Origin of the sequence: Marivibrio halodurans (assembly GCF_017963645.1) — a bacterium.
GTDB lineage: Bacteria > Pseudomonadota > Alphaproteobacteria > UBA8366 > Aestuariispiraceae > Marivibrio > Marivibrio halodurans.
Window position 1 is genome coordinate 346,666 of sequence record NZ_JAGMWN010000003.1, and the last position, 26,588, is coordinate 373,253.

The window sequence follows — 26,588 nt, forward strand, 5'->3', positions numbered from 1 at the left end:
TCGGCCGGGAAATCGACGGATTCGGGACATGGTCTTGACAATTTATTTCGCTTGCCGAAGTTAAATCCATGAATACGCGCATTCCCCGCGCGCGATCCGAATCGGGGGCCGCATCGCCACCGTCCTCCGAACCGCCAGCGAGACGAGAGGAGGCGTCGGCGCGATGAGCACGATCCGGTCATATCTAACCACCCACACCAACCCGCCGGTTTTCCTGGTCACGGCAGCCCTGGTCCTGGCCTTCGTGGCATGGGGCGTCATCGCGCCCGGCAGCCTGAGCGGCCTGTCGGACGGCATCATGGGCGGCATAACGACTTATTTCGGCTGGTGGTATATCGCCGCCGTCACGGGCTTTCTGGTGTTCGTCGCGGTCTTGATGGTCAGCCCCTTCGGGCGCATCAAGCTCGGCAAGGACGATGATAAACCGACCTGGAGTAATTGGGCCTGGTTCTCGATGCTATTCACGGCGGGCATGGGAATCGGTCTCGTCTTCTTCGGCGTCGCGGAGCCGATCTTCCACTTCAACAGCCCACCGGACGCGGATCCCGGCACCAACGCCGCCGCCTTCGAGGCGATGAAGCTCACTTTCTTCCATTGGGGCATGCATCCCTGGGCGATCTATATCGTCGTCGGCCTTTCGATGGGCTATTTCTGCTTCCGGCACGACCTGCCGCTGCGCCCCGCCTCGGCGCTCTATCCGCTGATCGGCAAGCGCATTTATGGCTGGCCCGGCAATCTGATCGACATCCTGGCGGTATTCGGGACATTGTTCGGGCTGGCGACATCGCTCGGCCTCGGGGCCTCTCAGATCAATTCCGGCCTGAACGAGGTCTTCGGCCTGCCGGTCAACGCGACCGCCCAGGTCCTTATCGTGGCCGCCGTCACGGCCGTTGCCGTCACGTCCGTGATGCTGGGCCTCGACGGCGGCGTGCGACGCCTATCGGTCGTCAACATGTATCTGGCGCTGGCACTGGCGCTGATCGTCTTTGTCGCCGGGCCAACGCTCTTCATCCTGGAATTCATGGTCGGCAGCGCCGGGCACTACATCCAGACATTGCCGGAGACCAGTTTGCGGCTCTTCAGCCTTGACGAGGCGGGCAATGATTGGATGTCGAGTTGGACGCTGTTCTATTGGGGCTGGTGGATCGCCTGGTCCCCCTTCGTCGGCATGTTCATCGCGCGAATTTCACGCGGCCGAACGATCCGGCAATTCATCGCCGGCGCCCTGTTGGCGCCGACCGGCGTCTCGATCGCCTGGTTCACCATCTTCGGCGGCAGCGCGCTCAAGATGATCATGGGCGACGCCGACTCGCCGCTTACCGACGCGGGCACGACGAACGCGCTGTTCCTGCTGCTGAACCAACTGCCCATGGCGGAGGTGTTCATCACCCTGCTGTCGTTGCTCGCGGTCATCGTCGTGGCGATCTTCTTCGCGACATCATCGGATTCGGGCTCGCTGGTGGTCGACATGCTGACCAATGGGGGCGACCCGCACCCGATCTGGCAACAGCGTTTCTTCTGGGCGGTCCTGGAAGGCGCCATCGCGGCGATCCTGCTGGTCGCCGGCGCGGCCGGCGGCGGCGACCCGTTGAGCGCGCTTCAGACAGCCTCGGTCACCTCTGGCCTGCCTTTCTCGGTCGTGCTCGTGCTGATGGCCTGGGGCTTGGTGCGTGCCCTGCGGAAGGATCGGGTCCCGGCACCGATCGGCGCGGCCAAGAACCGGAACCAGGCCAGCGGACGCGCGGCGGCCTCTCCCGACACGGGCGGTGGATAACGCCCCGGGGGGCGCGGCGCGGGGATCGACCACCCCGCGCCGTCAGCGCGTTCGGGAAAGCTCCGCATAGGGACCGCGCTCCACGCGTAGGAGATCGGCCGTGATGAGCCAGAACATATCCACCACCCGCCCGTCGCGGGCGAGCGGCAGGATCAGCCGCGCATATTCCAAATGCTCGCGTCCGTCGAGCAGCGGATAGACCCGCCGGGAATAATGGGGCGTCGGCACGGCCGTGAGATCGGCATAGGTCTTCAGCGCCTGGACCAGATAATCGCCGGAATAAAGCTCGTCGAACCGCTTTCCGGTCGGGTCCCGCCCGGCGCGGGCGACGATTTCGGTTCCCGTCAAACGATAGCGGAAATGCAGCCCGTCACCACCGCGCAGAACGTCGATCAGGGCCATGCGGGACAAGACGCCGGGAAAATCAATCGGATCGATATGCTGACGCCCCGGCAACAGCCTGCCATCGGGGATTCGGTCACACCAATAGGCATGCATCCCGCGAAGTACCGGATGCTCGATCGACTCGCTGAAATCAGGCGCCATCGTGACCAGTCCCTCACGGTCGAAGCGCCCCACCCTTGGTGGAATAATTGGCGGCATCGCGCCCGAGGTCAAATACGTTCCTGATTACGTGTCTCCAACACCGTATGGTGGTACAGAGCCAGCACGTCCCGCTCATGGAGGACGCCGACGAGTTTTTCGCCATCCGGCGAATCGATCACCGCGACATGTTCCTCGCCGCACCCTTCCAGGAACCACATCGCCTCCTCAAGATCGTCATCCTGAAGGGCCGTCGGCGGATCGCGACGACAGACATCGATGACGCGGACCTCCGCGTCGTGGCTACGGTCGAATGCATCGCCGGCGAGATCGATGAGCGTTACGGTGCCGACGAGGATGCCTTCCTCATCGACCACGAAGACCTCCGCATAGGTCGTCTGCTGTAGCTTCACGCGCACATCCTGAAGTGTCGCGGCGGGCTGAACGGTTACGTAATCCTGCTTCATCACGCCGCGTACCTTGGTCTCGCGCAGGACGCGGCCTTCCCGCCCTCCGGCCAGATTGACCCCGCGTTCGGCCAACTGCCAGCCGAAGAAGCCGCTGCGAAAGACCGTGGCCATGATCTGGGACGCGATCACGGTGGCGATCATCACCGCGATGGTCAGCTCATAATCGCCGGTCATCTCGAAGACGATCAGGATGGTCGAGATCGGCGCGCCCAGGACCGCGCCCGCGACCGCCCCCATGCCGACCAGCGTGTAGGCGCCGTGACCGGAGGACAGATGCGGGAATATCTCCGTCGCGACGACGCCGAAGGCCCCGCCCAGCATCGCGCCGAGGAAGAGCGACGGCGAGAACACCCCGCCCCCGAATCCCGAGCCGAGCGTGATCGCCGTCGCCGCCGTCTTCAACACGATAAGGACGATCAACAGATTGAGGGCGAGTTCCTCCTTGAGCGCCTGATCCGTCGCCTCGTAGCCGACGCCCATGACTTGCGGAAACATCAGGCCGATCGCGCCGACGCACAGGCCCGCCACGCAGGGCCTGAGCCAGACCGGCAGGTCGAGGCGCGTCTGCGTGCGCCGCACCACATCGGTCGCCCACACGAACGACATCGCGATCACGGCGCTCATCGCGCCGAGCAGCGCGAAGGCGGGAAACTCGAGCACCGAGCTGATCTCGTGCGGCGGCAGGACGAAGGCCGGGAAGTCGCCGAAATAGGCCCGGCTGACGATCGTGCCCGTGACGGAGGCGATCACCACCGGCGCGAACGCACCCAGCGCGTAGTTTCCGGTCACCACCTCCAGCGCGAAGAATACCCCGGCGATCGGGGCATTGAAGCTAGCGGCCACGCCGGCCGCGACACCGCATCCCAGCAGGGTCTGGCCAAGCGACCGGTCGAGGTGCAGCAATCGCGCCGTCTTGGCGGACAGGGCGGCGGCGAAATGCACCACCGGCCCCTCCCGGCCCGCGGAGCCCCCGGACCCGATCGTGATCACGGAGATGAAGAAACCACGCAGGCCGCTGTTCAGGCTCATCCGCCCGCCGCGCAGCGCGCTCGCCTCGATCACGTCGGCGACGCCGAGCGCCCGCCGTTCGGGCGAGAAGAACCGCAGGAACAGACCGACGATCAGCCCGCCCCCAGCCGGCGCCAGCAGGATCCACCACCAGGGATGGTCCGCCACCTGGGAATGGAACAACTCCCCCCGGAAACCGAAGAAACCGAATTGAACCGCCTGGATCGCCTCGCGGAAGGCGATCGCCCCGCCCCCGCCCAACAGGCCGGCCGCGACGGCGAGCATCGACAGAAGTATCTGCTTGTTTCCGGCCAAGCGCCGGGCCCGGTCGGTCAGCTCTCGAGGCTGGAGGAACGCCACGTCATCGCTCCGCGCGCGGAATGGCCGCGTTACGCGGCGAAAAGGTCGCGAGAGTCAGGTAGTTGGATCGACAAACTAGCCCGGATTCGCATCGACGAACAAGGACGCCCTGCCGCGGCTCCGACGACCGGAGCCACCCCCTTCCGGGTCAGTTCGCCTCGATCGTGTCGAGTTGATCTTCCAGGACGGTCTGATTGCGGCCGTTGCGTTTGGCGAAATAGAGCCCTTCGTCCGCCCGGTGGATCAGCTCGGACAGGGGCTCGCCCTTGCGGTAGAGCGCGATCCCAAGGGAAAGCGTGATGTTCCCCATCTCCTCCCCCGTCTGTCGGTTGCGGATACGTTTGGTCGAGACGGTGTTCCGGATTTGCTCGCATACCGTGTGCGCGTCCTCGATCGAGGTGCGCGGCAGGATCACGCCGAATTCCTCCCCACCATAGCGCGCGGCGACGTCCCGGCCCTTCACGTTCTCCTTCATGATGCGGGCCACCAGCTTGAGCACTTGGTCACCGGTCTGGTGCCCGTAGGTATCATTGAACTTCTTGAAGAAATCGATATCCGTGAGGGCAAGGCACATGGGCTCGCCCGTCTCCGCGGACTCGGCGGCCGCGCGGCGCAGGGAGGCATCGAACATCTTGCGGTTCGCTATGCCGGTGAGCGCGTCCGTCATCGCCTCGCGCTGAACATCCTCCAGATTCTGGCGCAACGAGGCGATCTCGCTAGACGAGTTCTCCAACTTCTCCTGAAGCTTCTTGTTGCTGCTCTGCATCTGCTGGGTTTCGGCGACCAGCCGCTGAACCGCGGCACGGATGCCGGTCAGCCCATCGGAAGAGGCGATCGATCCGAGCCCGGTCTTGAGCGATGCCTCGAAATTATCGACGCCTTCCGACGCATTGCCCAGCATCTCCAGGACCCGGGCCATTTGGCCTTCGATCCGACGCCCGGTCTCATGCACCGCGAGGCCGTCATCGGCGTCGGAAAAGAACTTGTCGTAGAGCCCCGCGTTCTGCATCGCGTCGAAATGTTCGTCATTCGCGATCAACGCGTCCAGCGCCTTGCGGAGATCCGGAAATTTCTCGCCCGCATAGGCGTACCAAATCGTGAAGTTATTCGGCGTCGGCGGAATGCCGTATTTGCGCATCAGCTCGAGCGCTTGCTCCGCGTAGGAGTCCGCTTGTTCTCGCCCGTCCCCGAATTCCACCGAGCCTACCCCTAATCCAACTTATCTCGATCCTGGCACGATTCGGGCCGCCCCCAGTGTCCGGCATGCCCCTTCTCCAAGCGACGCGCCCCATGCTCCGCTTTCACGGCCCCAGGTTCACCGCATGCCGGGCAATGCCTCCACGATATCAACCGTGATTCCACCATGCTAGCAAATTGATCGGCCCGAACAAGCCGCTACGCGCCGTTTCCAGCGCCTTTCCGGCGAATCCCGAGTACCCGGCCGGCGCCCTCCGGCATCGGCAGATCACCCTGCCGCGCCCAAAGCGCCTTGACCGCCGCGAGGACCTCCGCGCCCATCGGCGTGCTCCGCCGCGCACGCATGTCCACATGGGTGGTCAGCACCTCGTTGGTCGCCGCCAGATAGCCCTCCTCGACCTGCCACATGGCATGGAAGAAATGTAGTCTCTTCGCGTCGAAATCGATCAGTTGGGTCGTGAAGGCCAGTGACGCGCCCTCGATCACCTCGCGCCGATAGCCGACATTCATGTCGACCGCGAAGAAGGAGGCCTCGTGCCGGGTGCGGTAGGCCGCGTCCAAGCCGATCCGGTCGGCGAAATAATCGGTCGCGCCGTCAAAGGCCAGGACGTAATAGGCCACGTTCATATGCCCGTTATAATCTATCCATTCGGGGCGCACGCGATCGCTGTGCCCGGTGATCAAACGCGTGTCGAAGCGCACCGAAATCAAGCCTCCCCAGCCTTTTCGAACCGCCCGCGGCGGCTATATGAAACCCGCCCGCCCATTCGGCGGAGCGCGACATAAATGCAACAGTTCGGCCAGGAACGCAAAGCATGCTCCGAGGCGGGCATGACGCCTCCGCGCGGCCTGTGCTAATCCACGGATAATGGATGAAGCACCGCTTGGTAGCGCGTGGGCTTCTCGGGAGGGGGCTTCCATGGCTGGCGTCGCATGGCCGTGGTTGCCCTGATGGATTCCGAGCTTGCCGATGCGCGGATGTCGCCACATCCTTGCGCGTCGCTCGCGTCCCGCCTCCACCGGCTTGGTGACCGGACGGGTTAATCGGTCGTTAGGGGCGTTTGGTTAGGATAAGGCTTCGGCCATGCGGCCCGGGTCCAGCGCGGGTAGAGGGGGCGCGCCGGCCGGGCGAACGGGGCGCCGGAACGATCGGTGCCGCACGGTGAGTTTGAGGGTCGGCTTAGGCAAGGGGTCGCACGTGACGAGCTGCAGGATGTTTCTTGGTATCGAGGCAAGCATGTCGGAATGGATCGGCCGTTCTCGTCGTGGGGTGATCGCGCTGGCCGCCGCCGGCTTCCTGGTCTTCACCCTCGGCGCGTGCGCGACGCCCCCCGCGGACCCGGATGAGCGGGCCGCCTACGAGCAGACGAACGATCCGCTCGAACCCATGAACCGGAGCATCTTCGGCTTCAACATGTTCGTCGACGCCTATCTGCTGCAACCGATCGCGCAGGCCTATGAACAGCTTCCCGATCTCGTGCGGAACGGTGTGCGCAACCTTCTGCGGCACCTGAAGTCGCCGGTCATCCTGGCCAACGACCTGATGCAAGGAGAGGTCGATCGTGCCGGGCAGACCATGGGGCGCTTCATGTTCAACACCTTCCCCGGCATGGGGTTCCTCGACCTGGCCGGCGAAGCGAGCGTCCCCTATCATGACGAGGATTTCGGTCAGACGCTCGCCGTCTGGGGGGTCGACTCCGGGCCCTATCTGATGTTGCCTTTCCTCGGCCCCTCGACCTTCCGGGATACGGGCGGTATCGTCGTCGATACCTATATCGATCCGGTTACCTATTGGGGGGACAACTCCAGCCGCGATTGGGCCGAATATGCTGGCCTGATACTGGGCGTGACGGAAGCGATAGACATCCGCTCGCGCAATTACCGCCAGCTCGAGGATCTCAAGGAAACCTCCCTCGATTTCTACGCCACGGTTCGCAGCCTCTACCGGCAGCAGCGCAAGAGCTTGATCGAGAACCGGGACGGCGTCGACCAGCCCGCACCGGTACCGTCCATGGCGATCGAGGATGATTTCGGAGCCGGAGACGCACTTTCAGCCCAGGCCAATCTGGGCGAGTGACTCATTGAAATTGATCGAGTGGAGGCGTATCCATGTCGAATCGCCCTAGTTTCCTGCTCGCTGCCGCGGCGGCCGTCCTGGCGTTGATCACGGTCAATGCCACGATGCTTCCGGCACGGGCGGCCGCCGACGGGGGGGCGGGCGACTTCATTGTCAATCTGGGCGAGCGCGCGGTCGGCGCGCTCACGGACAAGAGCATCGATCAGGGGCTTCGGCAGGAACGGTTCCGGGACCTTCTCAAGGAGGGGCTGGACCTTCGGCATATCGCGGAATTCGTCCTCGGCTCCTACCGGCGGCGCGCCAGCGATCAGCAAATGCAGGATTTCCTGAGCCTGCTCGAGGACAATATCGTCCAGAACTATGCGCGGCGCTTCCGGAACTACAGCGGCGAGGAATTGAAGTTATTGAATGTCCGCGACGGCGGCCGCGACAGCAGCATCGTCTCGACCGAACTGTCCCAGACCGGCGGCGCGCCGCCGATTCAGGTCGATTGGCGGGTCCATGAGGTCGATGGCCAGTTCAAGGTCATCGACATCGTGGTCGAGGGAATCTCGATGATGGTCACGCAGCGGGACGAATATGTCGGCTATATGCGCAGCAATGGCGGCATCGACGCGCTGATGGACGCCTTGCGCAAGCAGAACCAGGCCCTCGAGAAACGACAGGAAGGCTAAAGGCCCGGCCAGCCAAGCCCGGCCAGCCAAGGCCTGGGAGGACGTCGTTCCGTCCGTCCGATACCTCTATGCCTCGGTATCGCGGGCCGTCCCGTCGTGTCCCGCCTCCTCCGACGCGCGTGCCAAAACGCCGTCGATCGCGCCCGCGACCAAACATTCGAGACGCTCCCGGGTTTCCGCGTCGCGCGGCACCTGGGCATGGGTCAGATAGAGCGTCAGGTTGATGCGCATCAGGCCGGCGCGCTCCGCCTCGCGCCCATCGCGTCCGGGCAACCGTTCGAGGGTTCGGAACAGCATTTCCTGCTGCAAGCGTTCCGCCTCCAATTCCAAGGCTTTCACCTGCTCGCGGAACGGCGCCGCGGTCTCGGCGGAGATCGTGCCGACATCCTGCTTCAACCGGCGCCGAAGGCCCCGCAGAGGCTCCACGGCCACCGCCCGCCAAGCACGCGCATGCTGGTCCAACGTCGCGATCGTCTCGCGCGTGGCCCGCACGCCATGCAGGCCCAGGAAACAGCAAAGCAAGAGCAGATTGACGTCGAGCCCATGCTCGTCCTGCAGAGCGAGCGCCGCGTCCTCGACACCCCCGGCCTCATAAAGGCGCACGGAGAAACGCCACAGGGCCTCCGCCTCGCTCGCAGCCGGTCCGTTCTCCATCTCGCCCTGATCCTCCGTCATGCGGCGCACTCTCGCAGCCCGCACCGGGCCGGGCAACCGGAACGCATATCTGAACGCGATGCCGGGGAAAGTCTCTTCTACCGGCGAGACGAGCCTGATATAAAGCGGGCCGCGAGACGGCACCTTTATTCCACCGGCGCGCCGTCTTCCTATCGGACACCATCCGGCGAACGGCGCGCCCCACGGCGATAGATCATGGACGAACAGCAGGAACGCGAGATCCGCGAGCGTATCGGAGCGCTTTGGTCCGAGCATCGGGATTTGGACGACATGATCGCGCGTGTTTCCGAACGCGCGCCCTACGATCAACTCCAAATGCAGCGGATGAAGAAGCGCAAGCTCTCGATCAAGGATCAACTCTCGCGGCTAGAGAACATGTTGATCGACGACATCATCGCCTGACCGCCCCGCGCGCGGCGAACCGCGTCGGAACCGGCCTTCACGCAGCCCCTTCAACGCCGTGAACGGCGCAGATCCCGGTCCGCCGCGCCCAGTACCGACTCGGGTTCCGGGTCGGAGGACTCGGCATCCGCCCCCGCCACCCCCATGACGGCGGCAAGGCCAATGGTCGCGCTCAGCCGGTGATCCCCGCCGGCATGGCGGAACGGCTTCCCCAGCGCCTCGGCCAGGATCGCCCGAACGCGCGCGCCCGCCTCCTCGGGCGGCCGACCGGGCAGGATGATCGCGAACTCCCCCTCCCCCAGATAGGCCAGGACCTCGCCCGCCGCGACAGTCCGCGCCAAGACGCCGGCCACCTGGGACACCACCCCTTCCATGGCCAACCGGCCGTCGCGGCGGCGAATCTCCGGCACCTCCTCCAGATCGAGGAGGGCGAGCGTGCTGCGTCCCCTCTCGCGCCGGTCGATGCTCTGCATATGCGCGATTTCATGCAAGAGGCCACCCCGGTCACGCAGTCCTGTGAGGGAATCGGTCTCCACCTCCCGCTCCAGCCGGTCGATCCGGTGCGCGGCCGCCTGCAAGGCTTCGTTCAGATGCGCCACTTCCTCGCTCAACTGCCACAGGGCATGCGCCACGGCCGGTGTCAGGCTTTCCGGGTCGAGCCCATGGATCGATGCGACATCATGCAGGTCCGCATGGGGATCAGTATCCTCGCCCTCGCCCCGGTCGCTCGTCCTGGGCGCGATGCGCGACGCCTCGCGATAGGCGTCGGCCGGGCCGTCCCCCGCCTCGCCGGGCGCCTCGCGGTCGATGCGCGCGCGCCAGAGATCGAAGGCATCGGCCTCCCGGTCCCCCGGCGTACGGGCATTGGGCGCGCGCGTATCGGTGGCCGCCGCCGGCTGGACGCGTACCGGCCCCGTCTCCGTCCGGGGGACGGATCGATTGCGCACGAAATTGGTCTCGTCGGTCTTCATGACGGTGACAGTCTATGCCGGAATCGCGCGGCTTGCACGGGCATGGCGCATTCCTATACTCCCCCCTCCTCCGGCGTCGGCGCGGTCCCGAAGGCCACGCGGCGCGCAGCGATCAGGAAAAGGATCGACGGGACGATGGCCAACACTCCCTCCTCCGACAGCCCACTGGTGGGCGTCATCATGGGCAGCCAGTCCGACTGGCCCACCATGCGCCATGCGACGGAGACGCTGGACGCCCTCGGCGTGCCGTACGAGGCGCGCATCGTCTCCGCCCATCGCACACCGACCCGTCTCGTGCACTATGCGGAGACGGCGCGCGGCCGCGGCCTCAAGATCATCATCGCGGGCGCCGGCGGGGCCGCGCACCTGCCGGGCATGGTGGCGGCCATGACACCGCTGCCGGTCTTCGGCGTGCCGATCCAGTCCAAGGCGCTGAACGGCCAGGACAGCCTGCTTTCCATCGTGCAGATGCCGGCGGGCGTACCGGTCGGCACATTGGCGATCGGGCGGTCGGGCGCGGTCAACGCGGCGCTCCTCGCGGCAGGGGTCATCGCGCTGATGGACAAGCGGGTGGCCCACGCGCTCGACGATTGGCGCACCCGCCAGACCGACGCGGTCGCCGAAACGCCGGTCGATCAAGGCGACGTCGGCTGAAGGCGGCGCGATGATGAATGCACGGGAACATGAGATGACGATCGATCCGGGCGCCACCATCGGCATCCTGGGCGGCGGACAACTCGGCCGCATGCTGGCGCTGGCCGCCGCGCGGCTGGGCTATCGCTGCCGTGTCTACGACCCGGCGGAACAGTGTCCGGCGGGCGATGTCGCCCCGCATGTCTCGGCCGGCTGGGACGACGAGGACGCGCTGGCGGCCTTCGCGGCGGCGGTCGATGTTGTGACCCTGGAGTTCGAGAACGTACCGGTCGCGGCCGTCGCCTTCCTGGCGACCCGCGTGCCCGTGCGCCCCGGCGCCGGGGCGCTGGAGGTCGCGCAGGATCGCGCGGTGGAGAAGGATTTCCTCAACCGCGCGGGCGTCGAGACCGCCCCCTGGGCGACGGTCGAAAGCCTGGAGGATTTGCATGAAGCGCTGGATAGGCTCGGCCGGCCGGCCGTGTTGAAGACCGCGCGCTTCGGCTATGACGGCAAGGGGCAGGCGGTGATCCGCGACGGCGACGATCCGGCGGCGGCCTGGGCGGCGGTGGGGGAACAGCGCTGCGTCCTCGAAGGCTTCGTCGATTTCATGGTGGAGGTCTCCGTCCTCGCCGCGCGCACGGCCGGGGGCGCGATCGCCTGTTTCGAGCCGGTGGAGAACCGGCATCGCGACGGCATCCTGCACAAGACGCGCATTCCCGCCCCGATCACCCCGGACGTGGCCGAGCGCGCGGTGGAGGTCGCCTGCCGCGCGGTCTCGCGCATGGATTATGTCGGGCTGCTGGCGGTGGAGATGTTCGTCATGCCCGACGGCCGCATCCTGGCCAACGAGATCGCGCCGCGCCCGCACAATTCCGGCCATTGGACCATCGACGGCGCCGCCACCAGCCAGTTCGAGCAGACGGTGCGCGCCATCTGCGGCCAGCCGCTGGGCGACACCGGGCGCCTGGGCGCGGCGGAGATGACGAACCTGATCGGGGCGGAGGTCGAGGACTGGCCCGCGCTCCTGGCGGAGCCCGGTGCGCGCCTGCATCTCTATGGCAAGGCGGAAACCCGGCCCGGGCGCAAGATGGGCCATGTCACCCGCGTCTGGCCCGGCCGCGACGCGCCGCCGGAAGACTGACCCACGCGGCCCATCGGCTTAGAGCGCCCAGCGCACGGCGCTCACCAGGAAGGCGACGACCGCCAGCAGCGGCAGCGCCGCGATCAGCGACGCCCCGAAATAATGCCGGCGCTTATGCAGCGGCATGGCCAGCGTCGCCCCCGCCAGCGACAGCACCGGATAGAGCAGGCCCGCATCCGTCATCATCGACGGCGGGTCGCCCACATTGTCCCAGAGCAGCAGGATCGCGATCCACATTAACGCGGTCAGCGGCGCGATCGCCGCCGCGCAGACCAGGATCACGTTGCGCGCGCGCAATTGCTCCTCGACCCTCGGGTCGGCCTTGCGGGCGTCGCGAAGCTCTTGCTTGAAGTGATTGAACATCGCGGGCGCCCCCACCCTCCGTCGATGCGCGGCCGCCCGTGCGGGTCCGCTCAGCCGCGCGTCGCGCGCGCCGGCCAGAAGGTACGGAACGCCTTCAGGCGGCGCGGCACGAAGGTCGCGACCGCGCCGACCTTACGCGCCCGCTTCGTGATCTTCGGGATCGCCATCACATTGCCGATGCGCCGGTCGAGGAAGCCGCGCGTCTCCTCGAAACCCTCCGATCGATCGTCCAACCACACGATCAGCGTCGAGGAATAGACGCCCGCCAGCAGCCCGCGCTTGGAATAGAAGTTCCAGTCGGTCGAGCGATCGCCGCAGGCGAACCAGATATCGTCCACCGTGCGATAGAGCAGTTCCGCCGCCAACGCCGCGTTGCGCGGCAGGGCGAGGAAGCTGAGCGCGGATCGCACCGCCTCCCGGTCGCCGGCATTCTGCTCGAATCGGGTCATGACGGCATGGGCGATCCGGTCGCGGATGCGCATCTCCTCCAGGCCGTCGGCGTCGAGCTGCGCCATCATCCGCCGGTCGGCCCAGCGGCTGTGCCAGTTGATCAGATCGCGCGCGCCGCCGGGGAACAGGGCACGCGCCGTCTCCGCCGCCATGTCGCAATCCGCCGCCGCGCGGTCGAGCGCCGCATTGCCCCAGCCGTCGAACGGCACATGGGTCAGCACCGCCGCGACCAGCCGGTCGCGGGCGGCGTCGATGTCCATATCCATCCCGGCATCCATGGCGGCCTCCTCCTCGGTGCTAGGCGGCATCGGTCTCCCCTTCGTCTCGCGGTTCAGTCCCCGCGTCCGGCGTTCCAGGCGCGGCGGCCTCCGGCAGCCCCATCAGGCGGCGCGCCTTCTCCGGCGGGCCGTGGCGCATCTCGTCGGCGAACATCAGCAAGGATAGATCGTCCATCCGCTGGGGATAGAGGATACCGTCCAGATGATCGCATTCATGTTGCAGCACGCGGGCGTGGAAGCCCGCCACCTCGCGTTCGATCCGCTCCCCCTCCGGCGTTTGCGCGTCGAGACGAACCCACGTCGCGCGCGGCACCAGCCCGACCAGCCCGGGAACGGAAAGGCACCCCTCCCAATCATAGGCGATATCGTCGCCGAGCGGCGTCACCACCGGATTGATCAACGCCGTCAGCGGCACCGGGTCGACGACCCCGCGCCGCCGCGACGCCTCCACGAAATAGACGACGACGCGCAAGGGCACATGCACCTGCGGCGCGGCGAGGCCGGTGCCGTCCGCGTCCGCCATCGTCGCCACCATGTCGCGGACAAGGGCCGCGATATCGGCCGCGCGCGGGTCCGCGACCGGGTCGGCGACCCGCCGCAACACCGGATGCCCCATGCGCGCGATCTTCAGAATGGCCATGGCCGCATAATGCGGCCCGCGCCCGGCGTCGTCAAAGGCCCGCGCCGTCAAAAGCCGGCGTCGTCAATGGCCCCGCCGTCGGAGGTGCCGTCGCCAGAGGTGCCGTCGCCAGAGGCCGCGTCGCGCGCCGCCGCCAGGCACCGCCGGAATGGCCTTCGGCCCGGCCGACGCCGCCGCCCGCGCGACTGTGTCATGCTGGTCCGTCAGCACCTCCAGCTTATCGACGCGGTTGCGGCCGCAGAAGATGAGATCGTCCGACATCCTGGCGCCAATTCGGGGGTGGGAAGGCTGCGCGGACACGAAGCCTACGAGATCTTCCGTGTAATTGTCATCCACGACCGACCGACGCGGGCAGACCACGCGATCGCCGGGGCGCGGGGAAAAACCGCCGCGATTGCCCTTCACAAAGGGGGAATCGGGTGCTATAAGCCGCGCCAGTCGATGGGCAGGGGCCCATCGGGTGGAGGTGTATTTCGCCTTCGCCGGTAGACACAAACCGAAAGGTCGGGTGAAAAACCGTGCAAGTCATCGTTCGTGACAACAATGTCGATCAGGCGCTGCGTGCTCTCAAGAAGAAGATGCAGCGTGAGGGCGTCTTCCGTGAGATGAAGCTCCGTCGGCATTTCGAGAAGCCTTCCGAGAAGAAGGCGCGCGAACGGGCCGAAGCCGTGCGCCGGCATCGCAAGCTGCTGCGCAAGCGCCTTGAGCGCGAGGGCTTCTAAAGCCGCCCAACGATACCGATCGGCGCCTACCGGCGCGGGTCACGAGGACGCTCCCGAACCGATGGTCGGGGGCGTTTTTCGTTGGAGGACGCTCTATTGCCGTCTCTATTGCCACCGCCGAAACCGGGGCACGCTTCCGGCCCGTAAAATGACCTACCGGAAAAAGACATCGATCAAATCCCTGGCTTCCCGCGCGCGCCGCGCCCAAGAATGGCGGCCTTCATAACTGGCCATGACAGCCGCTTGCCGGTCGTCGAGACCGGGCAGATTCGATGCCTCCGCGATTCGATCGTCATCCGCACCATCGCCCCGCAAGTCGAAGGCCAACGGCGGATCGTCCGTGCCGATCGGATTACAGAAATCGGTTGGCGTCGCGAAGGGAAGACATCCGTTGGCAAGCCCGTAGGTCAGGCGCGGGTGCCCCCCCCGTCTTGAAAACGGCCACCGGGTTCAGCAGGAAACGATAGCGCCGCATCACCTCCACGCCACGCGCCCAGGAGGTACGGCCATGCATGCGATGCCTCCCCAGGCGGGCGGCCGCCCCCCGGTCGACCGTCCCGAAGATTTCCACGCGATGCGACGTGATCCGTTCGAGAATTTCAAGGCGGCGATGCTGATGGATATAGGTTTCCATGCGTGCCACGATCCCTTCGAGCGCCTTTGACGGGATATCGACCCCATCCTCGGCACATTGCTCCGTCAGGATCTGATAGGAATAACGCCCGCAACCCGGTTTCAGGCAGGCCCGCATCGCGCGGTCGACACTGTCGCGCAGGCCCGCATCAACCGCGGTTTCCCTTAACCATTCCTCATAAGGCGGCGGTTCCGAGACGTCGCCAACGAAAACGGGGCCGATCAATCGTTCGCTTGCCTTGGGCAGGTCGGGAACGGATCGCGGGCCGCCGTGAGCGAAGAAACGAACGCCCTTACGCGCCAAGCCCTGCTTTTCCATGAAGCCGTGATGTTGGGAATCGACAACCGTGACGAAACTGTTCGCCGGCGCGGCGCGCAACCGACCGGCGTGCCGCGCCGGCTCGTCAATCATCAATGTCCATAACGGAATGCCATAACGTTCGGCGAAACTGATGGTGCGCCCGCCTTCACGCGCGACCGGCGGCAGGAAATTACCGTTGCAGGACAAGATAAGCCTAGGGCCGGGCCAATGGATCAAATCCTGGAGAACGCCCTGCATGTCCTTCAGCATTTCCTGCCCCGTATTACGGGCCGTATAGCTCATGGCGTGAATACCGACCCGCCGTAATTCTCCAGCAAAATCAGCCCACATCTCATTGATTGGGCGATAGGGCCACGCGGGACTGACAAGGATGACCGCCGGGGAGTTCACCATCATAAGATGCTTTATATAGGGTTGCATCATATAAAAATACACTCATTTTGAGCATGCCTTGTCTAAGAATGGGCCCCACTTCATTCGAAGTACCGCGCCGAAGCCCCGGCGGTATCGTAAATGGCGCTTTCGCGACAGCCGGGCGCGCGCAACTCTGCTGCCATCCGCGCGTCACCGTTTCGCGAAAGGCAGAACGCCCCATGGCGACGAAGAGCACGAAGACCCCCTGGATGCCGCCGGACGAATTCGGCCGGCAATTGCCGAACGGTCTGGGTATCAATCTGTTGGTTCGGAATGTCGCGGCCTCGGTCGGGTTCGCCACCCATGTGCTGGGCGCGGAAAGCACCTATGACGACGAGGATTTCGCCTATCTCACCCTGCCCGCGATCGGCGCCGCCTGGATGCTGCATGCCGATCACAGCTATTCGGACAACCGGATGAGCGGCCTCGTCCGCTCCGTCCAGGGGCGCGGCGTGGGGGCGGAATTCCGGCTCCATGGCCTCGACCCCGATGGGTGCGAGGCACGCGCGCGGGAATGGGGCTATCAATTGCTGGACGGCAGCACCGACAAGCCGCACGGCCTGCGCGAATGCTATATCTTCGATCCGGACTGGTATCTGTGGGTGCCCTGCCGCGCGCTCGACTGATCCGCGCCGATGGCAAGCGGAGACGGGGGCAACCTCACCCCCCGGGCGCCAGCCTTTCAAGCGCCCGCTTCCGCCCCATCAGCGGCAGCAGCGTACCGAGCTCCGGCCCCTTCGGCCGCGCCGTCAAGGCGAGGCGCAGCGGCATGAAAAGCCCCTTGCCCTTGCGCCCGGTCCCGGCCTTCACGCGCTCGATCCAGGCGGCGTAGGTGTCCGCGTCCCAGGGCTCTTCCGGCAGAAGGCGCGCGGCCTCCGCCAGGAAGTCGGCATCCTCCGGCGCCGCCGCCGGCTCGATCGTGCCATGGCAGACGCGCCACCAATGGCCGGCATCCCACAGGCGCTCGCAATTCTCCCGCACGGCGAGCCAGAAGGCCTCGTCCGCGCCGTCGAGGCCCATGGCCGCCAGCCGCTCCGCCACCGCCGAATAGGGCAGCCGGTGCAGCACCTTGGCGTTGAGATGCGACAACTCCCCCTCGTCATAGCGCGGCGCGGCGCGGCCGAAGGCGGCGAGGTCGAAGCCCGGCACCAGCCCGTCGAGGGTGTCGTCCCCCTCCGGCGCGGTGGCGGTGCCGAGACGCGCCAGATAGGCCGTCAGCGCCTGGGGCTCCACCCCCTTCTCCTTCAGGTCGCCGAGGGAGAGGGAGCCCAGCCGCTTGGAAAGCTGCTTGCCGTCCGCCCCCACCATCAGCGGCAGATGCGCGAAATCCGGCACGTCGTAGCCGAGCGCCCGGAACAGCTCGATCTGAACGGCGGTGTTGGCGACATGATCCTCCCCCCGGATGACGTGGGAGATGAAGAATTCCCCGTCATCGACGACCGAACTCAAGGTATAGAGCGGCCGGCCGTCCTCGCGCACCAGCACCGGGTCGGAGAGGTGGCCCGCCTCGAAACGCACCGGCCCCCGCCCCAGGTCGGTCCATTCGATCGGCTGGTCCAGCAACTTGAAGCGCCAATGGGGCGTGCGCCCCTCCGCCATCAGGGCGGTTTGCTCCTCCGAGGAGAGGTCGAGGGCCGCGCGGTCATAGACCGGCGGCCGCCCCCGGCCGAGCTGGATCTTGCGCTTGAGGTCCAGTTCCTCCGACGTCTCGAAACAGGGATAGAGACGCCCCGCCTTCTTCAACCGCTCCACCGCCGCGTCGTAGCGGGTCTGGCGCGCGCTCTGCCGCACGAAATCGTCCCAGTCGATGCCGAGCCAGCGCAGATCCTCGATGATCGCGGCCTCGAACTCCTTGGTCGAGCGCTCCCGGTCGGTATCGTCCATACGCAGCAGCACCTCGCCGCGCTGGCGGCGCGCGAAGAGCCAGTTGAGCACGGCGACCCGCGCATTGCCGACATGCAGGCGGCCGGTCGGGCTGGGGGCGAAGCGAACCTTGACGTCCTTGGGCATGGAACTCTTTTTCAAATCTAGAGGATGCGCCGGAAGGCGTTGGTGATGGGATAGCGCCGGTCGCGGCCGAAGGCACGCGGCGTCACCTTCACCCCCGGCGGCGCCTGACGGCGCTTGTATTCCGAAAGGTCCAACTGACGCCAGACCTTCTGTACCGTCTCGGCCGCGTGACCGCGCGCGACGATCTCGTCCAGCGACATCTCCCGTTCGATCAGGCAATGGAGGATGTCGTCCAACTTGTCATAGGGCGGCAGCGTATCCTCGTCCTTCTGATCCGGCTTAAGCTCGGCCGAGGGCGGCTTGGTGATGATCCGCTCCGGCATGACCTCGCCCGCCGGGCCCAGCAGCGCCTCCCCCGCCAGCGCGGCCCCTCCCAGCGCATCCAGGCCACGATTGCGCAACCGGCAGATCGCGAAGACGTCGGTCTTGTAGATATCCTTCAGGACGGAATAGCCACCGCACATGTCGCCGTAGAGGGTGGCGTAGCCGACCGACATCTCCGACTTATTGCCGGTGGTCAGCAGCATCTTCCCCTGCTTGTTGGAGATCGCCATCAGCAACAGCCCGCGCGAGCGGGATTGGATATTCTCCTCCGTGATATCCGGGGCGGCGCCGTCGAAGATTGGGGCCAACATTGTATCGAACGCCGTCATCGCCGGTTCGATATCGACGGAATCGAGCCGCGTGCCCAGCTTACCGGCCGCGTCGGCGGCATCCTCCAGGCTCTCCCGGCTGGTATAGGGCGACGGCATCATCACGCAATGCACCCTGTCCGCGCCCAGCGCATCGACCGCCACGGCGGCGGAAAGCGCGGAATCGATTCCGCCGGACAGCCCCAGCACCACCCCCGGGAACCCGTTCTTACCGACATAATCGCGCAGGCCCAGCACCATCGCGTGATACATCGAGGCATGACGATCCAGCGGGCGCGCCTTCGCCCCCTCCGCGCAGACCCAACCGTCATCCTGCCGCGACCAACGGGTGATCGTCACCGCCTCCTCGAAGGCGGGCAGGCGGTGGGCCAGCGTGCAATCGCCATTCACGACGAAGGACGCGCCGTCATAGACCAACTCGTCCTGCCCGCCGACCTGGTTGAGATAGGCCATGGGCAAGCCGCTCTCCGTCACCCGGTTGAGGACGAGTTGCAGGCGCGTATCCTCCTTCTCCGCCTCGTAGGGGCTTCCGTTCGGCACCAGGAAGAACTCGGCCCCGCTTTCCTCCAGGCACTCGACGACGTCGGGGGTCCAGACATCCTCGCAGATCGGCACGCCGATGCGCACGCCCCGGAAGTTGATCGGGCCGGGCATGGGGCCCGCCTGGAAGACGCGCTTCTCGTCGAAGACGCCATAGTTGGGCAGGTCGTATTTCGCGCGCGCCGTCACCACGCGCCCTTCGTCCAGCAGCAGCACGGCATTTTGGATCGCGCCGTCCGGCGTCCGCCGGGGCGTGGGCAGCAGGACGGCCGGACCGCCATCCGCCGTCTCCGCGGCGAGCGCGTCCACCGCCTCCTCCAACTTGGCGTGGAAGAAGGGCTTGAGGACCAGATCCTCCGGCTGATAACCGCTCAGGAACAACTCCGGGAAAAGGATAAGGTCCGCCCCCTCCCCGGCCGCGCGGGCGCGGATCTCACGCACCCTGTCCGCGTTGCCGGCGATGTCGCCGACCGTCGGATTCAATTGCGCCAGCGCGATCGTCAGGCTGTCGGTCATCGGGCGTTCCGTCCTCGCATGCGGCCAAGGGTAAGGCGCCCGAGACTACCCCCCGCGCGCGCCCGTGCAAGGGGGAGATCGGCGCGCCGGGTATCGAACCGCGCAAAACAAGGGGCGCGATGGCCATCGCCACCGCGCCCCAGTTGGGAGGAAAGAACTCTTCTAGGTTCTGGCTTACGCGCGCCAGCGGCGCACCGCCGCCGCGACGCCCGCGCCGATCGCCGCCGCGGCGAGACCCGTGGCGACCGGATGGGTGCGCACGACCTCCTGCGACTGGGCGACGCCGTTGCCGACATTGCGGCGCACCGCGCCGCTGCCGTTGCGCACCTTCTCGCCGACCTGCCGGGCACGGATGCCGGCGCCCTCGCGCACGGTCGTCGCGGTCTCCACCGCCTTGCCGCGCGCCTGTTCGACCGCATGGGCGGCGCGATTGTCACCGCCATTGACGGTTCGCATGGCCAGCATGCCGACCCCCGCCGCGACAAGGGCGATCGGCACCGCGTTACCGCGCAGGAAATCGCCGCTCTCACGGGCCACGGCGATGACGCGCTCGTTCACGGTGCCGTTGGCCTCGGTGTCGTGGATATCCGCGCTCGCTCCAGCGCTACCATTGGCGCCAGGGGCGCCGGTGGCCGCGCTCTTGCCCGCGGCCGCCGCGTTGGCGGCATTCGCCTTGGCCTCGGTGGTGGTCGTATCGGTGGTCTTGTTCATCGTCTTGCTCATGATTCAACTCCTCTCTTTCTTGCTTTCCTGATCGCGGCTCCGTGCCCGGGTCAGGAACACGGCACGGCAGAGAACGGCGGCCAGCACCAGGGCCCCGGCGGTGACAAGCGCCGCCGCCCAGCCCGGCGCGACCATCGAAACGGCCGCGAAAACCGCGAAGGACATCCATCCGACGGCGACAGCCGACAGAAGCAACACGAACCCGCGAGCCAGAAGCCGGTCCGCCGCGGCGTCCAACCGCGCCGACAACCGGTCCCCCGCCGCGTCCAGGCCCGCATCGACGCCACGGAGTAGCTCCGTGGACGCACCGCGCGCCATGGCCGCCAAGGTCGACTCACGCCGTTCCTGCTGGTCCGCCACCGTCAGGCCGCCTTCGAACCCGAATTCCCGCTCGGGTCCGTCGTCTTCACCTCGCCGGAGGGCCCGCCCGTGGCTTGGGCTTTCTCCCCCTCCCCGCTCCTCGCGGCGAAAGGGACCAGCGATTGCCCCGATTGCAGACGCCACATCACGGCCGCGCCGATCGCCGCCGCGCCACCGACGAAGAGCGCCGGGTTGCGGCGCGCCATGTCCTCGGCGGTGGCGAGCAGCCGGTTGGGCCCGCTGCGCGCCATGTCGTTGGCATAATCCTGAAGCCATTGCGCGGCGGTCTCCGCAGCCTTCGCGGCTTCGTCCCGCTTCGCTCGGGACAGGCTATCCCGGGCGGCGCCGACGGCCTCGGACGCGTCCAGCATGCCCGAGACGAGGGCCCGCTGACGATCCGCGAACACGGCTTCCAGCGCCGCGGTCGCCACCGCCTCGAACCCGTCGCGCGTCGGCGCGCCCGGTTCTGCCGTCCTGTCGGTGCGGTCCCTACTCGAATCGTCCATGTCATTCCTCCATGACTGATTCCGAATGCGTCCGGCATGCTTCATCTTGTTCCTCGCTACAGGGCCGGCCGCCTTGTTGCTTAGGGCAGCTAAGTATTGTTCCTTCCCGAAACAACCGTTCGTTCGTCATTTTCCAGTCCCGGCACGTGCCCAGGGCGCCATTGGCACATGCAAGATATTGAGACGGATGAGTAAATTACCCTGGGAGAAATATGGGCAATTCCATGACGGAGACCGTCAATCCGCGCCCCTCCACCATCGGCGCATCATTGACTCCCCATCGCTCGTTCGCGCCATTCACCCTTGGCACGATCGGCAGGCGCGACCTAAAGTCGGGTGAATTCAGTAGGGCACGCGAACGGGCATGGGGTGAAATGCAAGCGCGGGACACGAAGCCGAAAGGCTCCGACAAGGCAGCAACCGGACATGAAGGGCTGAGCCGCCTGACGACGGAAATTCTCGACCTTTTCATGAACCGCGTCAGCGACGCGGTCGCGCGCACCGGTGTCTCCACCATCGACCCGGAGGCGCTGCAGCAGATCGCCGACCGGATCGCGAGGGGCCGTGACCCCGCGCTCGCCATGATCTACGAGCGCAACTGGGGCCAGTTACAGCAAACCTTCGAACAGGCATTCTGGGCGCGCATGCGCAAATTTCCGCTGGAACGCCTGATCGTCTCGACCTTCGAGCCACTGCTGGCCCCGCGCGACGCCGCCCCCGTGCGGGGCCGCACGCTGTCGCGCCGGGTCATCCCGGCCACCATCGGCGCGCTGCATCAGATGATCGGCCCGGACCTGTTCGAGGAATACGAGGCCCGTGCCCGCGACCTGGTCGAGGCGGTGCGCACGATCGAGGGCGACGAAGGCGCCTGGCCGCGCCTCTATCACCACCCCCAGGCGCAAATCCTGGTCAGTGATATCCTGGTCTATATCGCGCGTTATTTCACCGACGTGCCGAAGCGCCGGCAATGGATGGTGGATTTCATGGATCGCAGCCTGCCGGCCGCGCAGAACGATAGCGAGCGCGATTGGGCCTTCGGCGACCGTGAGTTCCATCTGCTGATCGGGGGGCTTTTCGGCGCGCTCGCCCTGCAATTGGAGGATCCGGCGCAACGCGCCCGCCTCGTCCGCCGCTATGGCGACGAGAATGTCCGGTTGGTCGAGGAGGTGCTGACCGCGATCGACCGGGACCGGCACGCCATCGCCCGCTGAAGGCGGCCCCGGCTATTCGGAAAAATCGGCGGCGGCTTGCCGGGACGATCGTCCGCCATGGCGTCGATCACTTGCCGTTCCGACGCGGCCATCGCGCGGGTTCGCGAAGCCCGCCGCCGCCGCACCCTGGGCATGCCCTACCGCTTATCCGACGCCGCTTATGCGGCTTGCATGGAAGACGCCCGGCACGGGTGGATTTCGGGCCTGTCCGTTTGTGATGCGCCACGGCGTCACGACAGGCACCACCTCCAGGGACGCTATCTCGGGCACCGCATCAGGTAACACCCTAATCAGGTCCCCCCCCCAACAGACGAAGCTGCTGACCGGCCTCCACCGAACGGTTCGCTTTCCACCCTCGCGTGTCCACGCACCGGGGAAGCGATGGATGCCAAGCTCTCGGTGGGTGCAAGCGCTCAGTGGGTGGGGGCATGAATTCCTGTTCTGGGAAACCGCGCCCAACCCTAGGAGGGCAGCCCTCGAGACCCGGCCTCAGCCTCCCGACGGATTTATATATCCTATTATGTTCTCATATATCAGTATAAAGACACTTATCATATTGCTTGTTCCGTTTTCCGGTGCTACATAAAATCTCACCACGCAACGAACACGCGCCATGAGTGTTCCGCCGATTCGGGCGGACCAGGGCGGCGGCACCCGGCGCGAGCGCGCGCCGTATCGCGCCGGCACGTGTCATCGACCTACAGGATGGACGCCATGTTCGATTTTCGCTTGAACCAGCCCCTCGCCCCCTCCTCCAACGCGGACGGCAACGATGTCCTCGCCATGAAGGGCGCGCTCGGCGGCCTGGGAGAGTACGAATTGCCCTCCTATGGCATGACCCCCTATCCCGACACGCCGATGTTCGAGGGGATGAAGCGCTTCCAGAAGAAGAACGGCCTGACCGTCGACGGCATCGCGCGCCCCGGCGGCCCGACGGAGGCCACGGTCAAGGCGCGCCTCGCCCGCATCCGCCTGGACGGCGACAAGATCGCCTCCGGGGCCAGCGCTTCTTCCGGCAGCACCGCCCGCCCGCCGCATGACCCGAGGGCGGAGGTCGGCGCCATCGCCGAGAGGATCGACCGGCGTCGGCCGGAACCAGCCGAACCGGGGACGGGATGTCGTCTCGGTCAAGAATGCGCTCTCCTGGCTCGGCCACTATCCCGCCGACAAGGCAAGGCGAGCCGACCCCACGCCGGACGATGATCTGCTCTGGGGCCTGCAAGATTTCCAACGCGCCTTCGGCCTCGCCCGCGACGGCTTCTCCCTGCCCGGCGGCGAGACGGAGCGGAAGCTCGATGACCTCGTCCAACCCATGATCCAATTGGCCATTGCGGGTGAATCGGTTTCGCGTGATCAGGCCCAACAAAGCACCGGCCCGGTACAGGTTTCTCGCCAAGAGCGTCGTGCAGATCGCATCAATGGCGGCGCTGGGAATGATTTGCTTTTCGTGGACGAAGCAGAAGCGCACCCCGATCAGGGTTCCGAGTTCAATGGAGAGGATAAGAAAGCCCCACCGCCGTCGAATAGTAATGCACCATCACTTACGAATAACCGAGAGCGTCGTGACGCGATTCTGAAAGACGTGCCGGCAACATTTCCCATCTCCGAGAATCCAGATGCGGACGGTGATGAACCTTGGTTCGAATGGCCTGCGATGAGCGCGGTTGGAGACTACAAAGACCTGATCGAACAGGAAGCGGAAGAGGCTAGCGTTGACCCTGATCTCATTAAAGCGATTGTATACATGGAAACTACCCACGGTTACTACGATCGTATAAAGGACGCATTCTCTGAGCCAGGAACGCTCCGGCCCATGAATGTAAATGTGGAATATTGGAAAGGTATCGGGGTAAGTCGCGAGCAACTCGAAGACCCTAAGTTTAATATCAAGACTGGGATCAAGATCGTAAAAGGCATATCGGAACGTCTGAAACACGGCAATGTTCGGAAAATAGCTACCTTGTACAACAACCTAGCAGCCGAGAAGGTCACAGATTATGGGGCAAGGGTAGAGAGACTTTACAGGGAAAGACCGTGGGAAAATGAATAAGCTTAGACGATTCTCAGCGCTGCTCTCCTGCAGTGCTGTAATAGGGACTTTGGTGGGAGCGGTTATGTGTTACATCGCGCTCCAACATGACCCACAAAAATCGTACTCGGATAACTGGCTCGCCGTTATTGAGTTATTCTTTCTTTGGGCAATCCCGGCATGCCTCGTAGTTCTGCTTTTAGGTGGTGTAATCTATCTTATCGTCGTCCTGATACGAAGATTCATGAGGTAGTTTTTTGCACCGCGACGTCGTCCGGCAGCACCGCCCGACCGCCGCATGACCCGAGGGCGGAGGTCGGCGCCATCGCCGAGAGGATCGACCGGCACCCCGGAAGATGGGACCGGCCAACGGCGGACGACGCGGCCAACCGCGACCGGAAGACGGCCGGCAAGAACCTGCTCTCCCTCTCGACCGGCGTCGGCCGGAACCAGCCGAACCGGGGACGGGATGTCGTCTCGGTCAAGAATGCGCTCTCCTGGCTCGGCCACTATCCCGCCGACAAGGCAAGGCGAGCCGACCCCACGCCGGACGATGATCTGCTCTGGGGCCTGCAAGATTTCCAACGCGCCTTCGGCCTCGCCCGCGACGGCTTCTCCCTGCCCGGCGGCGAGACGGAGCGGAAGCTCGATGACCTCGTCCAACCCATGATCCAACTCGCCGCCGCCGACGGGCGGGTCAGATCCGATGCCGCGGCCGGTCTTGCCATGCGGAACCGGGCAACCGGCGATGGGGGCGGCGACGCGAAGAGCGGCCCTTCCAAGGCTGCTGGAAGCGACCCCGGCGCGGTGCAGGTTGCCGATGCCACCGGCCATCGCCCGTCCGGATGGGGCAACCCGTCCGCCTGGGCGCTCGGAGAGGCCGGGAAACAGGTCGGGGACAGCGTCGGGAATGCGGGCAAGGCCGTGAAAGACGGTGCGCTGGACGCGGCCGAGGAGGCCTTGCGTCAAGGCGCTGACGCGGGCCGCGCGCACGGCCTCGACAACGCCGCCGACAGCCTCGACCATTTCCTCGACGGCTCCGGCAAGGACCGCGCCTATAGCCGCGATCAGGCGCGAGAGCGCCCTTTCATCCGGGAGGCCGAGGAGAAGAGCCGGGAACGGTTCGTGGATAGCCTTATGAAAAACAAAAGCACCAAATTGAAAGGTGGCACGGTGATAAACTACAACTATAGGGATCAGATCATGGACCTGAAAGACGGTGAAAGCCGCCAGATTTTGCCGGACAAGCTGAAGGATGATTCCCGCCGGGCGGACTATTGGGAGGTCGAAGGAAAGACCTTGGGGCATGTTCTAGGGGGAGATATCGACGAGGCCCTGGCCTTCGGATCGAACGAACTGACATCCAATCTCCAGGACGGCTTCACCGCGACGAGGAAGGGCGACACGATTACCGTTACCGGGGTGGTCAACCATGAGTGGAGCGATCGCTATGATTTCGACGGGGAATCCTCCCCCGATCCGGTCATGAACAGCCTGCGCGACAGCGGCCGCGCCGCGGAGTTCGACAGCAGGGCCGCCTGGGCGCAGAAGATGACGGTCCGGCTCAAGATCACCGACGGCGGGCTGACGCTCGATCCCAATTCCGTCGAATGGAGGGATCTGGAAAGCGAGGCCGGGCCATGAGCCGCCTCGTCCTGATCCTGAAACGCCTCCTGGTCGCCGCCATTCTGGTCGCGCTGACCTATGTCCTTTACGAGCCGACATGGAGCGCCATGAAGTGGATCGCCTGGAACTGGATCCGCGTTGATTTCGTCGCCACCTGTCGCGTCTTCGAATATGATCAAACCGACGATCCAAACGATTTCGAGTTCCTCGATGGCCCCTATTCCGGGGAGTTCCTCCGGGAAGTCGTGGCCCAATGGCCCGAGACCTATCCGGATATCGACCTCGGCATCGACGATGACGGCACGCTTACCGTGCCGTTGGGCTTCTACCTGCCCGTCGATCCCTATTGGTCCAAATTCGGCGGCAATCCGGAAATGGAAGAGCGCGGCTTTAGCATTTCCGCCGGCGCCGCCTATCAAATCTTTCAGCGCCGCCTGGCCGAAGGGATCGATATGGCTCCCTACAAGCAGTACGAGGAACGCGTCGAAAGATGGCAGAAGGAGGATCAACCGCGCAAGCTGTACGCCCCGGTCTGCGGCTTCATGGATGAACTGGCCCGCAAGGACGGGTCCCTGGCGCGCCCTTAGCTTGGCCGGGTACGCGGACGGTCCCTTTCCGCCCCCAGCCGATATCGCCAATGAAAGGCGCGGCAAGGCACCGCCCCCGC

Annotated in this window: 29 protein-coding genes; 13 read left to right on the forward strand and 16 right to left on the reverse strand. The window is 65.6% G+C overall.

Features of this window, described 5'->3' with window-relative positions; genetic code table 11:
* The first annotated feature begins 163 nt into the window (after positions 1–163).
* The gene (locus KAJ83_RS08425) at positions 164–1,774 is read left to right on the forward strand and encodes a BCCT family transporter (protein ID WP_210681598.1); all 1,611 of its coding nucleotides are present in this window, start codon (positions 164–166) and stop codon (positions 1,772–1,774) included.
* A 42-nt stretch (positions 1,775–1,816) separates the two neighbouring features.
* Here KAJ83_RS08425 and KAJ83_RS08430 read toward each other — a convergent pair whose 3' ends face one another.
* The 4 genes from KAJ83_RS08430 to KAJ83_RS08445 form a co-directional block, all read right to left on the reverse strand.
* Positions 1,817–2,320 carry a PAS domain-containing protein gene (locus tag KAJ83_RS08430; RefSeq protein ID WP_210681599.1) on the reverse strand — a complete coding sequence of 168 codons (504 nt, stop codon included), beginning with the start codon at positions 2,318–2,320 and terminating at the stop codon, positions 1,817–1,819.
* Positions 2,321–2,388: 68 nt separating this feature from the next.
* Positions 2,389–4,155, reverse strand: a complete 1,767-nt coding sequence (locus tag KAJ83_RS08435) for a chloride channel protein (RefSeq protein WP_343221972.1) — start codon at positions 4,153–4,155, stop codon at positions 2,389–2,391.
* Positions 4,156–4,303: 148 nt separating this feature from the next.
* Entirely contained in the window at positions 4,304–5,353 is a 1,050-nt protein-coding gene (locus tag KAJ83_RS19630) for a GGDEF domain-containing protein (RefSeq protein ID WP_210681600.1), read from the reverse strand.
* A gap of 197 nt (positions 5,354–5,550) precedes the next feature.
* Positions 5,551–6,054: a thioesterase family protein gene (locus tag KAJ83_RS08445; RefSeq protein ID WP_343221973.1), complete on the reverse strand. Its 504-nt coding sequence runs from the start codon at positions 6,052–6,054 to the stop codon at positions 5,551–5,553.
* Positions 6,055–6,565: 511 nt separating this feature from the next.
* Here KAJ83_RS08445 and KAJ83_RS08450 point away from each other — a divergent pair.
* Both KAJ83_RS08450 and KAJ83_RS08455 read left to right on the forward strand, forming a co-directional pair.
* Complete coding sequence (locus KAJ83_RS08450; RefSeq protein WP_210681601.1) at positions 6,566–7,429, forward strand: MlaA family lipoprotein; 864 nt, start codon at positions 6,566–6,568, stop codon at positions 7,427–7,429.
* Between the two features lie 32 nt (positions 7,430–7,461).
* Complete coding sequence (locus KAJ83_RS08455; protein ID WP_210681602.1) at positions 7,462–8,103, forward strand: MlaC/ttg2D family ABC transporter substrate-binding protein; 642 nt, start codon at positions 7,462–7,464, stop codon at positions 8,101–8,103.
* A 66-nt stretch (positions 8,104–8,169) separates the two neighbouring features.
* Here the strand turns inward: KAJ83_RS08455 and KAJ83_RS08460 are convergent, their stop codons facing one another.
* Positions 8,170–8,778 carry a TIGR02444 family protein gene (locus KAJ83_RS08460; protein WP_210681603.1) on the reverse strand — a complete coding sequence of 203 codons (609 nt, stop codon included), beginning with the start codon at positions 8,776–8,778 and terminating at the stop codon, positions 8,170–8,172.
* Between the two features lie 195 nt (positions 8,779–8,973).
* Between KAJ83_RS08460 and KAJ83_RS08465 the strand changes: the two genes are divergently transcribed.
* Entirely contained in the window at positions 8,974–9,180 is a 207-nt protein-coding gene (locus tag KAJ83_RS08465; RefSeq protein WP_210681604.1) for a YdcH family protein, read from the forward strand.
* Between the two features lie 50 nt (positions 9,181–9,230).
* On the opposite strand, the gene KAJ83_RS08470 is transcribed toward KAJ83_RS08465, so the two are convergent.
* Positions 9,231–10,151 (reverse strand): GGDEF domain-containing protein, encoded by a 921-nt coding sequence (locus KAJ83_RS08470; RefSeq protein ID WP_210681605.1) that lies wholly within the window; start codon positions 10,149–10,151, stop codon positions 9,231–9,233.
* Between the two features lie 135 nt (positions 10,152–10,286).
* On the opposite strand from KAJ83_RS08470, the gene purE reads away from it, so the two are divergent.
* Both purE and KAJ83_RS08480 read left to right on the forward strand, forming a co-directional pair.
* On the forward strand, positions 10,287–10,805 hold the full coding sequence (gene purE, locus KAJ83_RS08475; RefSeq protein WP_210681606.1) for a 5-(carboxyamino)imidazole ribonucleotide mutase: 519 nt from the start codon (positions 10,287–10,289) through the stop codon (positions 10,803–10,805).
* A 34-nt stretch (positions 10,806–10,839) separates the two neighbouring features.
* Entirely contained in the window at positions 10,840–11,925 is a 1,086-nt protein-coding gene (locus tag KAJ83_RS08480; protein ID WP_246484365.1) for a 5-(carboxyamino)imidazole ribonucleotide synthase, read from the forward strand.
* A gap of 18 nt (positions 11,926–11,943) precedes the next feature.
* On the opposite strand, the gene KAJ83_RS08485 is transcribed toward KAJ83_RS08480, so the two are convergent.
* The 4 genes from KAJ83_RS08485 to KAJ83_RS08500 all read right to left on the reverse strand — a co-directional run bounded on the left by KAJ83_RS08485 (position 11,944) and on the right by KAJ83_RS08500 (position 13,917).
* Positions 11,944–12,288, reverse strand: coding sequence for a hypothetical protein (locus tag KAJ83_RS08485; RefSeq protein WP_210681607.1), 345 nt, complete (start codon positions 12,286–12,288; stop codon positions 11,944–11,946).
* Positions 12,289–12,338: 50 nt separating this feature from the next.
* Positions 12,339–13,046 (reverse strand): COQ9 family protein, encoded by a 708-nt coding sequence (locus tag KAJ83_RS08490; protein ID WP_210681608.1) that lies wholly within the window; start codon positions 13,044–13,046, stop codon positions 12,339–12,341.
* Positions 13,036–13,656: a peptide deformylase gene (gene def / locus KAJ83_RS08495; protein ID WP_210681609.1), complete on the reverse strand. Its 621-nt coding sequence runs from the start codon at positions 13,654–13,656 to the stop codon at positions 13,036–13,038. Before def ends, KAJ83_RS08490 begins: the two co-directional genes overlap by 11 nt.
* Positions 13,657–13,719: 63 nt before the next feature.
* A complete protein-coding gene (locus KAJ83_RS08500; RefSeq protein ID WP_210681610.1) occupies positions 13,720–13,917 on the reverse strand; it encodes a hypothetical protein in 198 nt (65 codons plus the stop codon).
* Positions 13,918–14,174: 257 nt separating this feature from the next.
* Between KAJ83_RS08500 and rpsU the strand changes: the two genes are divergently transcribed.
* A complete protein-coding gene (gene rpsU / locus KAJ83_RS08505) occupies positions 14,175–14,378 on the forward strand; it encodes a 30S ribosomal protein S21 (RefSeq protein ID WP_210681611.1) in 204 nt (67 codons plus the stop codon).
* A gap of 352 nt (positions 14,379–14,730) precedes the next feature.
* Here rpsU and KAJ83_RS08510 read toward each other — a convergent pair whose 3' ends face one another.
* Positions 14,731–15,726, reverse strand: a complete 996-nt coding sequence (locus KAJ83_RS08510; RefSeq protein WP_210681612.1) for a hypothetical protein — start codon at positions 15,724–15,726, stop codon at positions 14,731–14,733.
* A gap of 200 nt (positions 15,727–15,926) precedes the next feature.
* Between KAJ83_RS08510 and KAJ83_RS08515 the strand changes: the two genes are divergently transcribed.
* Positions 15,927–16,373 carry a VOC family protein gene (locus KAJ83_RS08515; RefSeq protein WP_210681613.1) on the forward strand — a complete coding sequence of 149 codons (447 nt, stop codon included), beginning with the start codon at positions 15,927–15,929 and terminating at the stop codon, positions 16,371–16,373.
* A gap of 34 nt (positions 16,374–16,407) precedes the next feature.
* Here the strand turns inward: KAJ83_RS08515 and gltX are convergent, their stop codons facing one another.
* From gltX to KAJ83_RS08540, 5 genes are all read right to left on the reverse strand, one after another.
* Positions 16,408–17,757: a glutamate--tRNA ligase gene (gltX, locus tag KAJ83_RS08520; RefSeq protein WP_210681614.1), complete on the reverse strand. Its 1,350-nt coding sequence runs from the start codon at positions 17,755–17,757 to the stop codon at positions 16,408–16,410.
* Between the two features lie 17 nt (positions 17,758–17,774).
* Positions 17,775–19,466 carry an NAD+ synthase gene (locus KAJ83_RS08525; RefSeq protein WP_210681615.1) on the reverse strand — a complete coding sequence of 564 codons (1,692 nt, stop codon included), beginning with the start codon at positions 19,464–19,466 and terminating at the stop codon, positions 17,775–17,777.
* A 174-nt stretch (positions 19,467–19,640) separates the two neighbouring features.
* Positions 19,641–20,189, reverse strand: coding sequence for a hypothetical protein (locus tag KAJ83_RS08530; RefSeq protein WP_210681616.1), 549 nt, complete (start codon positions 20,187–20,189; stop codon positions 19,641–19,643).
* Between the two features lie 3 nt (positions 20,190–20,192).
* On the reverse strand, positions 20,193–20,549 hold the full coding sequence (locus KAJ83_RS08535; RefSeq protein WP_210681617.1) for a hypothetical protein: 357 nt from the start codon (positions 20,547–20,549) through the stop codon (positions 20,193–20,195).
* 2 nt (positions 20,550–20,551) lie between these two features.
* Positions 20,552–21,055, reverse strand: a complete 504-nt coding sequence (locus KAJ83_RS08540; RefSeq protein WP_210681618.1) for a hypothetical protein — start codon at positions 21,053–21,055, stop codon at positions 20,552–20,554.
* 374 nt (positions 21,056–21,429) lie between these two features.
* Between KAJ83_RS08540 and KAJ83_RS08545 the strand changes: the two genes are divergently transcribed.
* The 5 genes from KAJ83_RS08545 to KAJ83_RS08565 all read left to right on the forward strand — a co-directional run bounded on the left by KAJ83_RS08545 (position 21,430) and on the right by KAJ83_RS08565 (position 26,508).
* A complete protein-coding gene (locus KAJ83_RS08545; RefSeq protein WP_210681619.1) occupies positions 21,430–22,266 on the forward strand; it encodes a hypothetical protein in 837 nt (278 codons plus the stop codon).
* Positions 22,267–22,980: 714 nt separating this feature from the next.
* Positions 22,981–23,469, forward strand: a complete 489-nt coding sequence (locus tag KAJ83_RS08550; protein ID WP_210681620.1) for a peptidoglycan-binding domain-containing protein — start codon at positions 22,981–22,983, stop codon at positions 23,467–23,469.
* A gap of 109 nt (positions 23,470–23,578) precedes the next feature.
* Positions 23,579–24,316 carry a lytic transglycosylase domain-containing protein gene (locus tag KAJ83_RS08555; protein WP_210681621.1) on the forward strand — a complete coding sequence of 246 codons (738 nt, stop codon included), beginning with the start codon at positions 23,579–23,581 and terminating at the stop codon, positions 24,314–24,316.
* Between the two features lie 159 nt (positions 24,317–24,475).
* On the forward strand, positions 24,476–25,939 hold the full coding sequence (locus KAJ83_RS08560; protein ID WP_210681622.1) for a peptidoglycan-binding domain-containing protein: 1,464 nt from the start codon (positions 24,476–24,478) through the stop codon (positions 25,937–25,939).
* Complete coding sequence (locus tag KAJ83_RS08565) at positions 25,936–26,508, forward strand: hypothetical protein (protein WP_210681623.1); 573 nt, start codon at positions 25,936–25,938, stop codon at positions 26,506–26,508. Before KAJ83_RS08560 ends, KAJ83_RS08565 begins: the two co-directional genes overlap by 4 nt.
* Positions 26,509–26,588 lie beyond the last annotated feature (80 nt).

Excerpts from the sequence above, each read along its gene's own strand:
- KAJ83_RS08425 (WP_210681598.1), top strand. The coding sequence starts at position 164 with ATGAGCACGATCCGGTCATATCTAACCACCCACACCAACCCGCCGGTT.
- KAJ83_RS08430 (WP_210681599.1), bottom strand. The coding sequence starts at position 2,320 with ATGGCGCCTGATTTCAGCGAGTCGATCGAGCATCCGGTACTTCGCGGG.
- KAJ83_RS08450 (WP_210681601.1), top strand. The coding sequence starts at position 6,566 with ATGTTTCTTGGTATCGAGGCAAGCATGTCGGAATGGATCGGCCGTTCT.
- KAJ83_RS08455 (WP_210681602.1), top strand. The coding sequence starts at position 7,462 with ATGTCGAATCGCCCTAGTTTCCTGCTCGCTGCCGCGGCGGCCGTCCTG.
- KAJ83_RS08460 (WP_210681603.1), bottom strand. The coding sequence starts at position 8,778 with ATGACGGAGGATCAGGGCGAGATGGAGAACGGACCGGCTGCGAGCGAG.
- KAJ83_RS08465 (WP_210681604.1), top strand. The coding sequence starts at position 8,974 with ATGGACGAACAGCAGGAACGCGAGATCCGCGAGCGTATCGGAGCGCTT.
- KAJ83_RS08470 (WP_210681605.1), bottom strand. The coding sequence starts at position 10,151 with ATGAAGACCGACGAGACCAATTTCGTGCGCAATCGATCCGTCCCCCGG.
- purE (WP_210681606.1), top strand. The coding sequence starts at position 10,287 with ATGGCCAACACTCCCTCCTCCGACAGCCCACTGGTGGGCGTCATCATG.
- KAJ83_RS08480 (WP_246484365.1), top strand. The coding sequence starts at position 10,840 with ATGACGATCGATCCGGGCGCCACCATCGGCATCCTGGGCGGCGGACAA.
- KAJ83_RS08485 (WP_210681607.1), bottom strand. The coding sequence starts at position 12,288 with ATGTTCAATCACTTCAAGCAAGAGCTTCGCGACGCCCGCAAGGCCGAC.
- KAJ83_RS08490 (WP_210681608.1), bottom strand. The coding sequence starts at position 13,046 with ATGCCGCCTAGCACCGAGGAGGAGGCCGCCATGGATGCCGGGATGGAT.
- def (WP_210681609.1), bottom strand. The coding sequence starts at position 13,656 with ATGGCCATTCTGAAGATCGCGCGCATGGGGCATCCGGTGTTGCGGCGG.
- KAJ83_RS08500 (WP_210681610.1), bottom strand. The coding sequence starts at position 13,917 with ATGTCGGACGATCTCATCTTCTGCGGCCGCAACCGCGTCGATAAGCTG.
- KAJ83_RS08510 (WP_210681612.1), bottom strand. The coding sequence starts at position 15,726 with ATGGTGAACTCCCCGGCGGTCATCCTTGTCAGTCCCGCGTGGCCCTAT.
- KAJ83_RS08515 (WP_210681613.1), top strand. The coding sequence starts at position 15,927 with ATGGCGACGAAGAGCACGAAGACCCCCTGGATGCCGCCGGACGAATTC.
- gltX (WP_210681614.1), bottom strand. The coding sequence starts at position 17,757 with ATGCCCAAGGACGTCAAGGTTCGCTTCGCCCCCAGCCCGACCGGCCGC.
- KAJ83_RS08525 (WP_210681615.1), bottom strand. The coding sequence starts at position 19,466 with ATGACCGACAGCCTGACGATCGCGCTGGCGCAATTGAATCCGACGGTC.
- KAJ83_RS08530 (WP_210681616.1), bottom strand. The coding sequence starts at position 20,189 with ATGAGCAAGACGATGAACAAGACCACCGATACGACCACCACCGAGGCC.
- KAJ83_RS08540 (WP_210681618.1), bottom strand. The coding sequence starts at position 21,055 with ATGGACGATTCGAGTAGGGACCGCACCGACAGGACGGCAGAACCGGGC.
- KAJ83_RS08545 (WP_210681619.1), top strand. The coding sequence starts at position 21,430 with ATGCAAGCGCGGGACACGAAGCCGAAAGGCTCCGACAAGGCAGCAACC.
- KAJ83_RS08550 (WP_210681620.1), top strand. The coding sequence starts at position 22,981 with ATGTTCGATTTTCGCTTGAACCAGCCCCTCGCCCCCTCCTCCAACGCG.
- KAJ83_RS08555 (WP_210681621.1), top strand. The coding sequence starts at position 23,579 with ATGATCCAATTGGCCATTGCGGGTGAATCGGTTTCGCGTGATCAGGCC.
- KAJ83_RS08560 (WP_210681622.1), top strand. The coding sequence starts at position 24,476 with ATGCCTCGTAGTTCTGCTTTTAGGTGGTGTAATCTATCTTATCGTCGT.
- KAJ83_RS08565 (WP_210681623.1), top strand. The coding sequence starts at position 25,936 with ATGAGCCGCCTCGTCCTGATCCTGAAACGCCTCCTGGTCGCCGCCATT.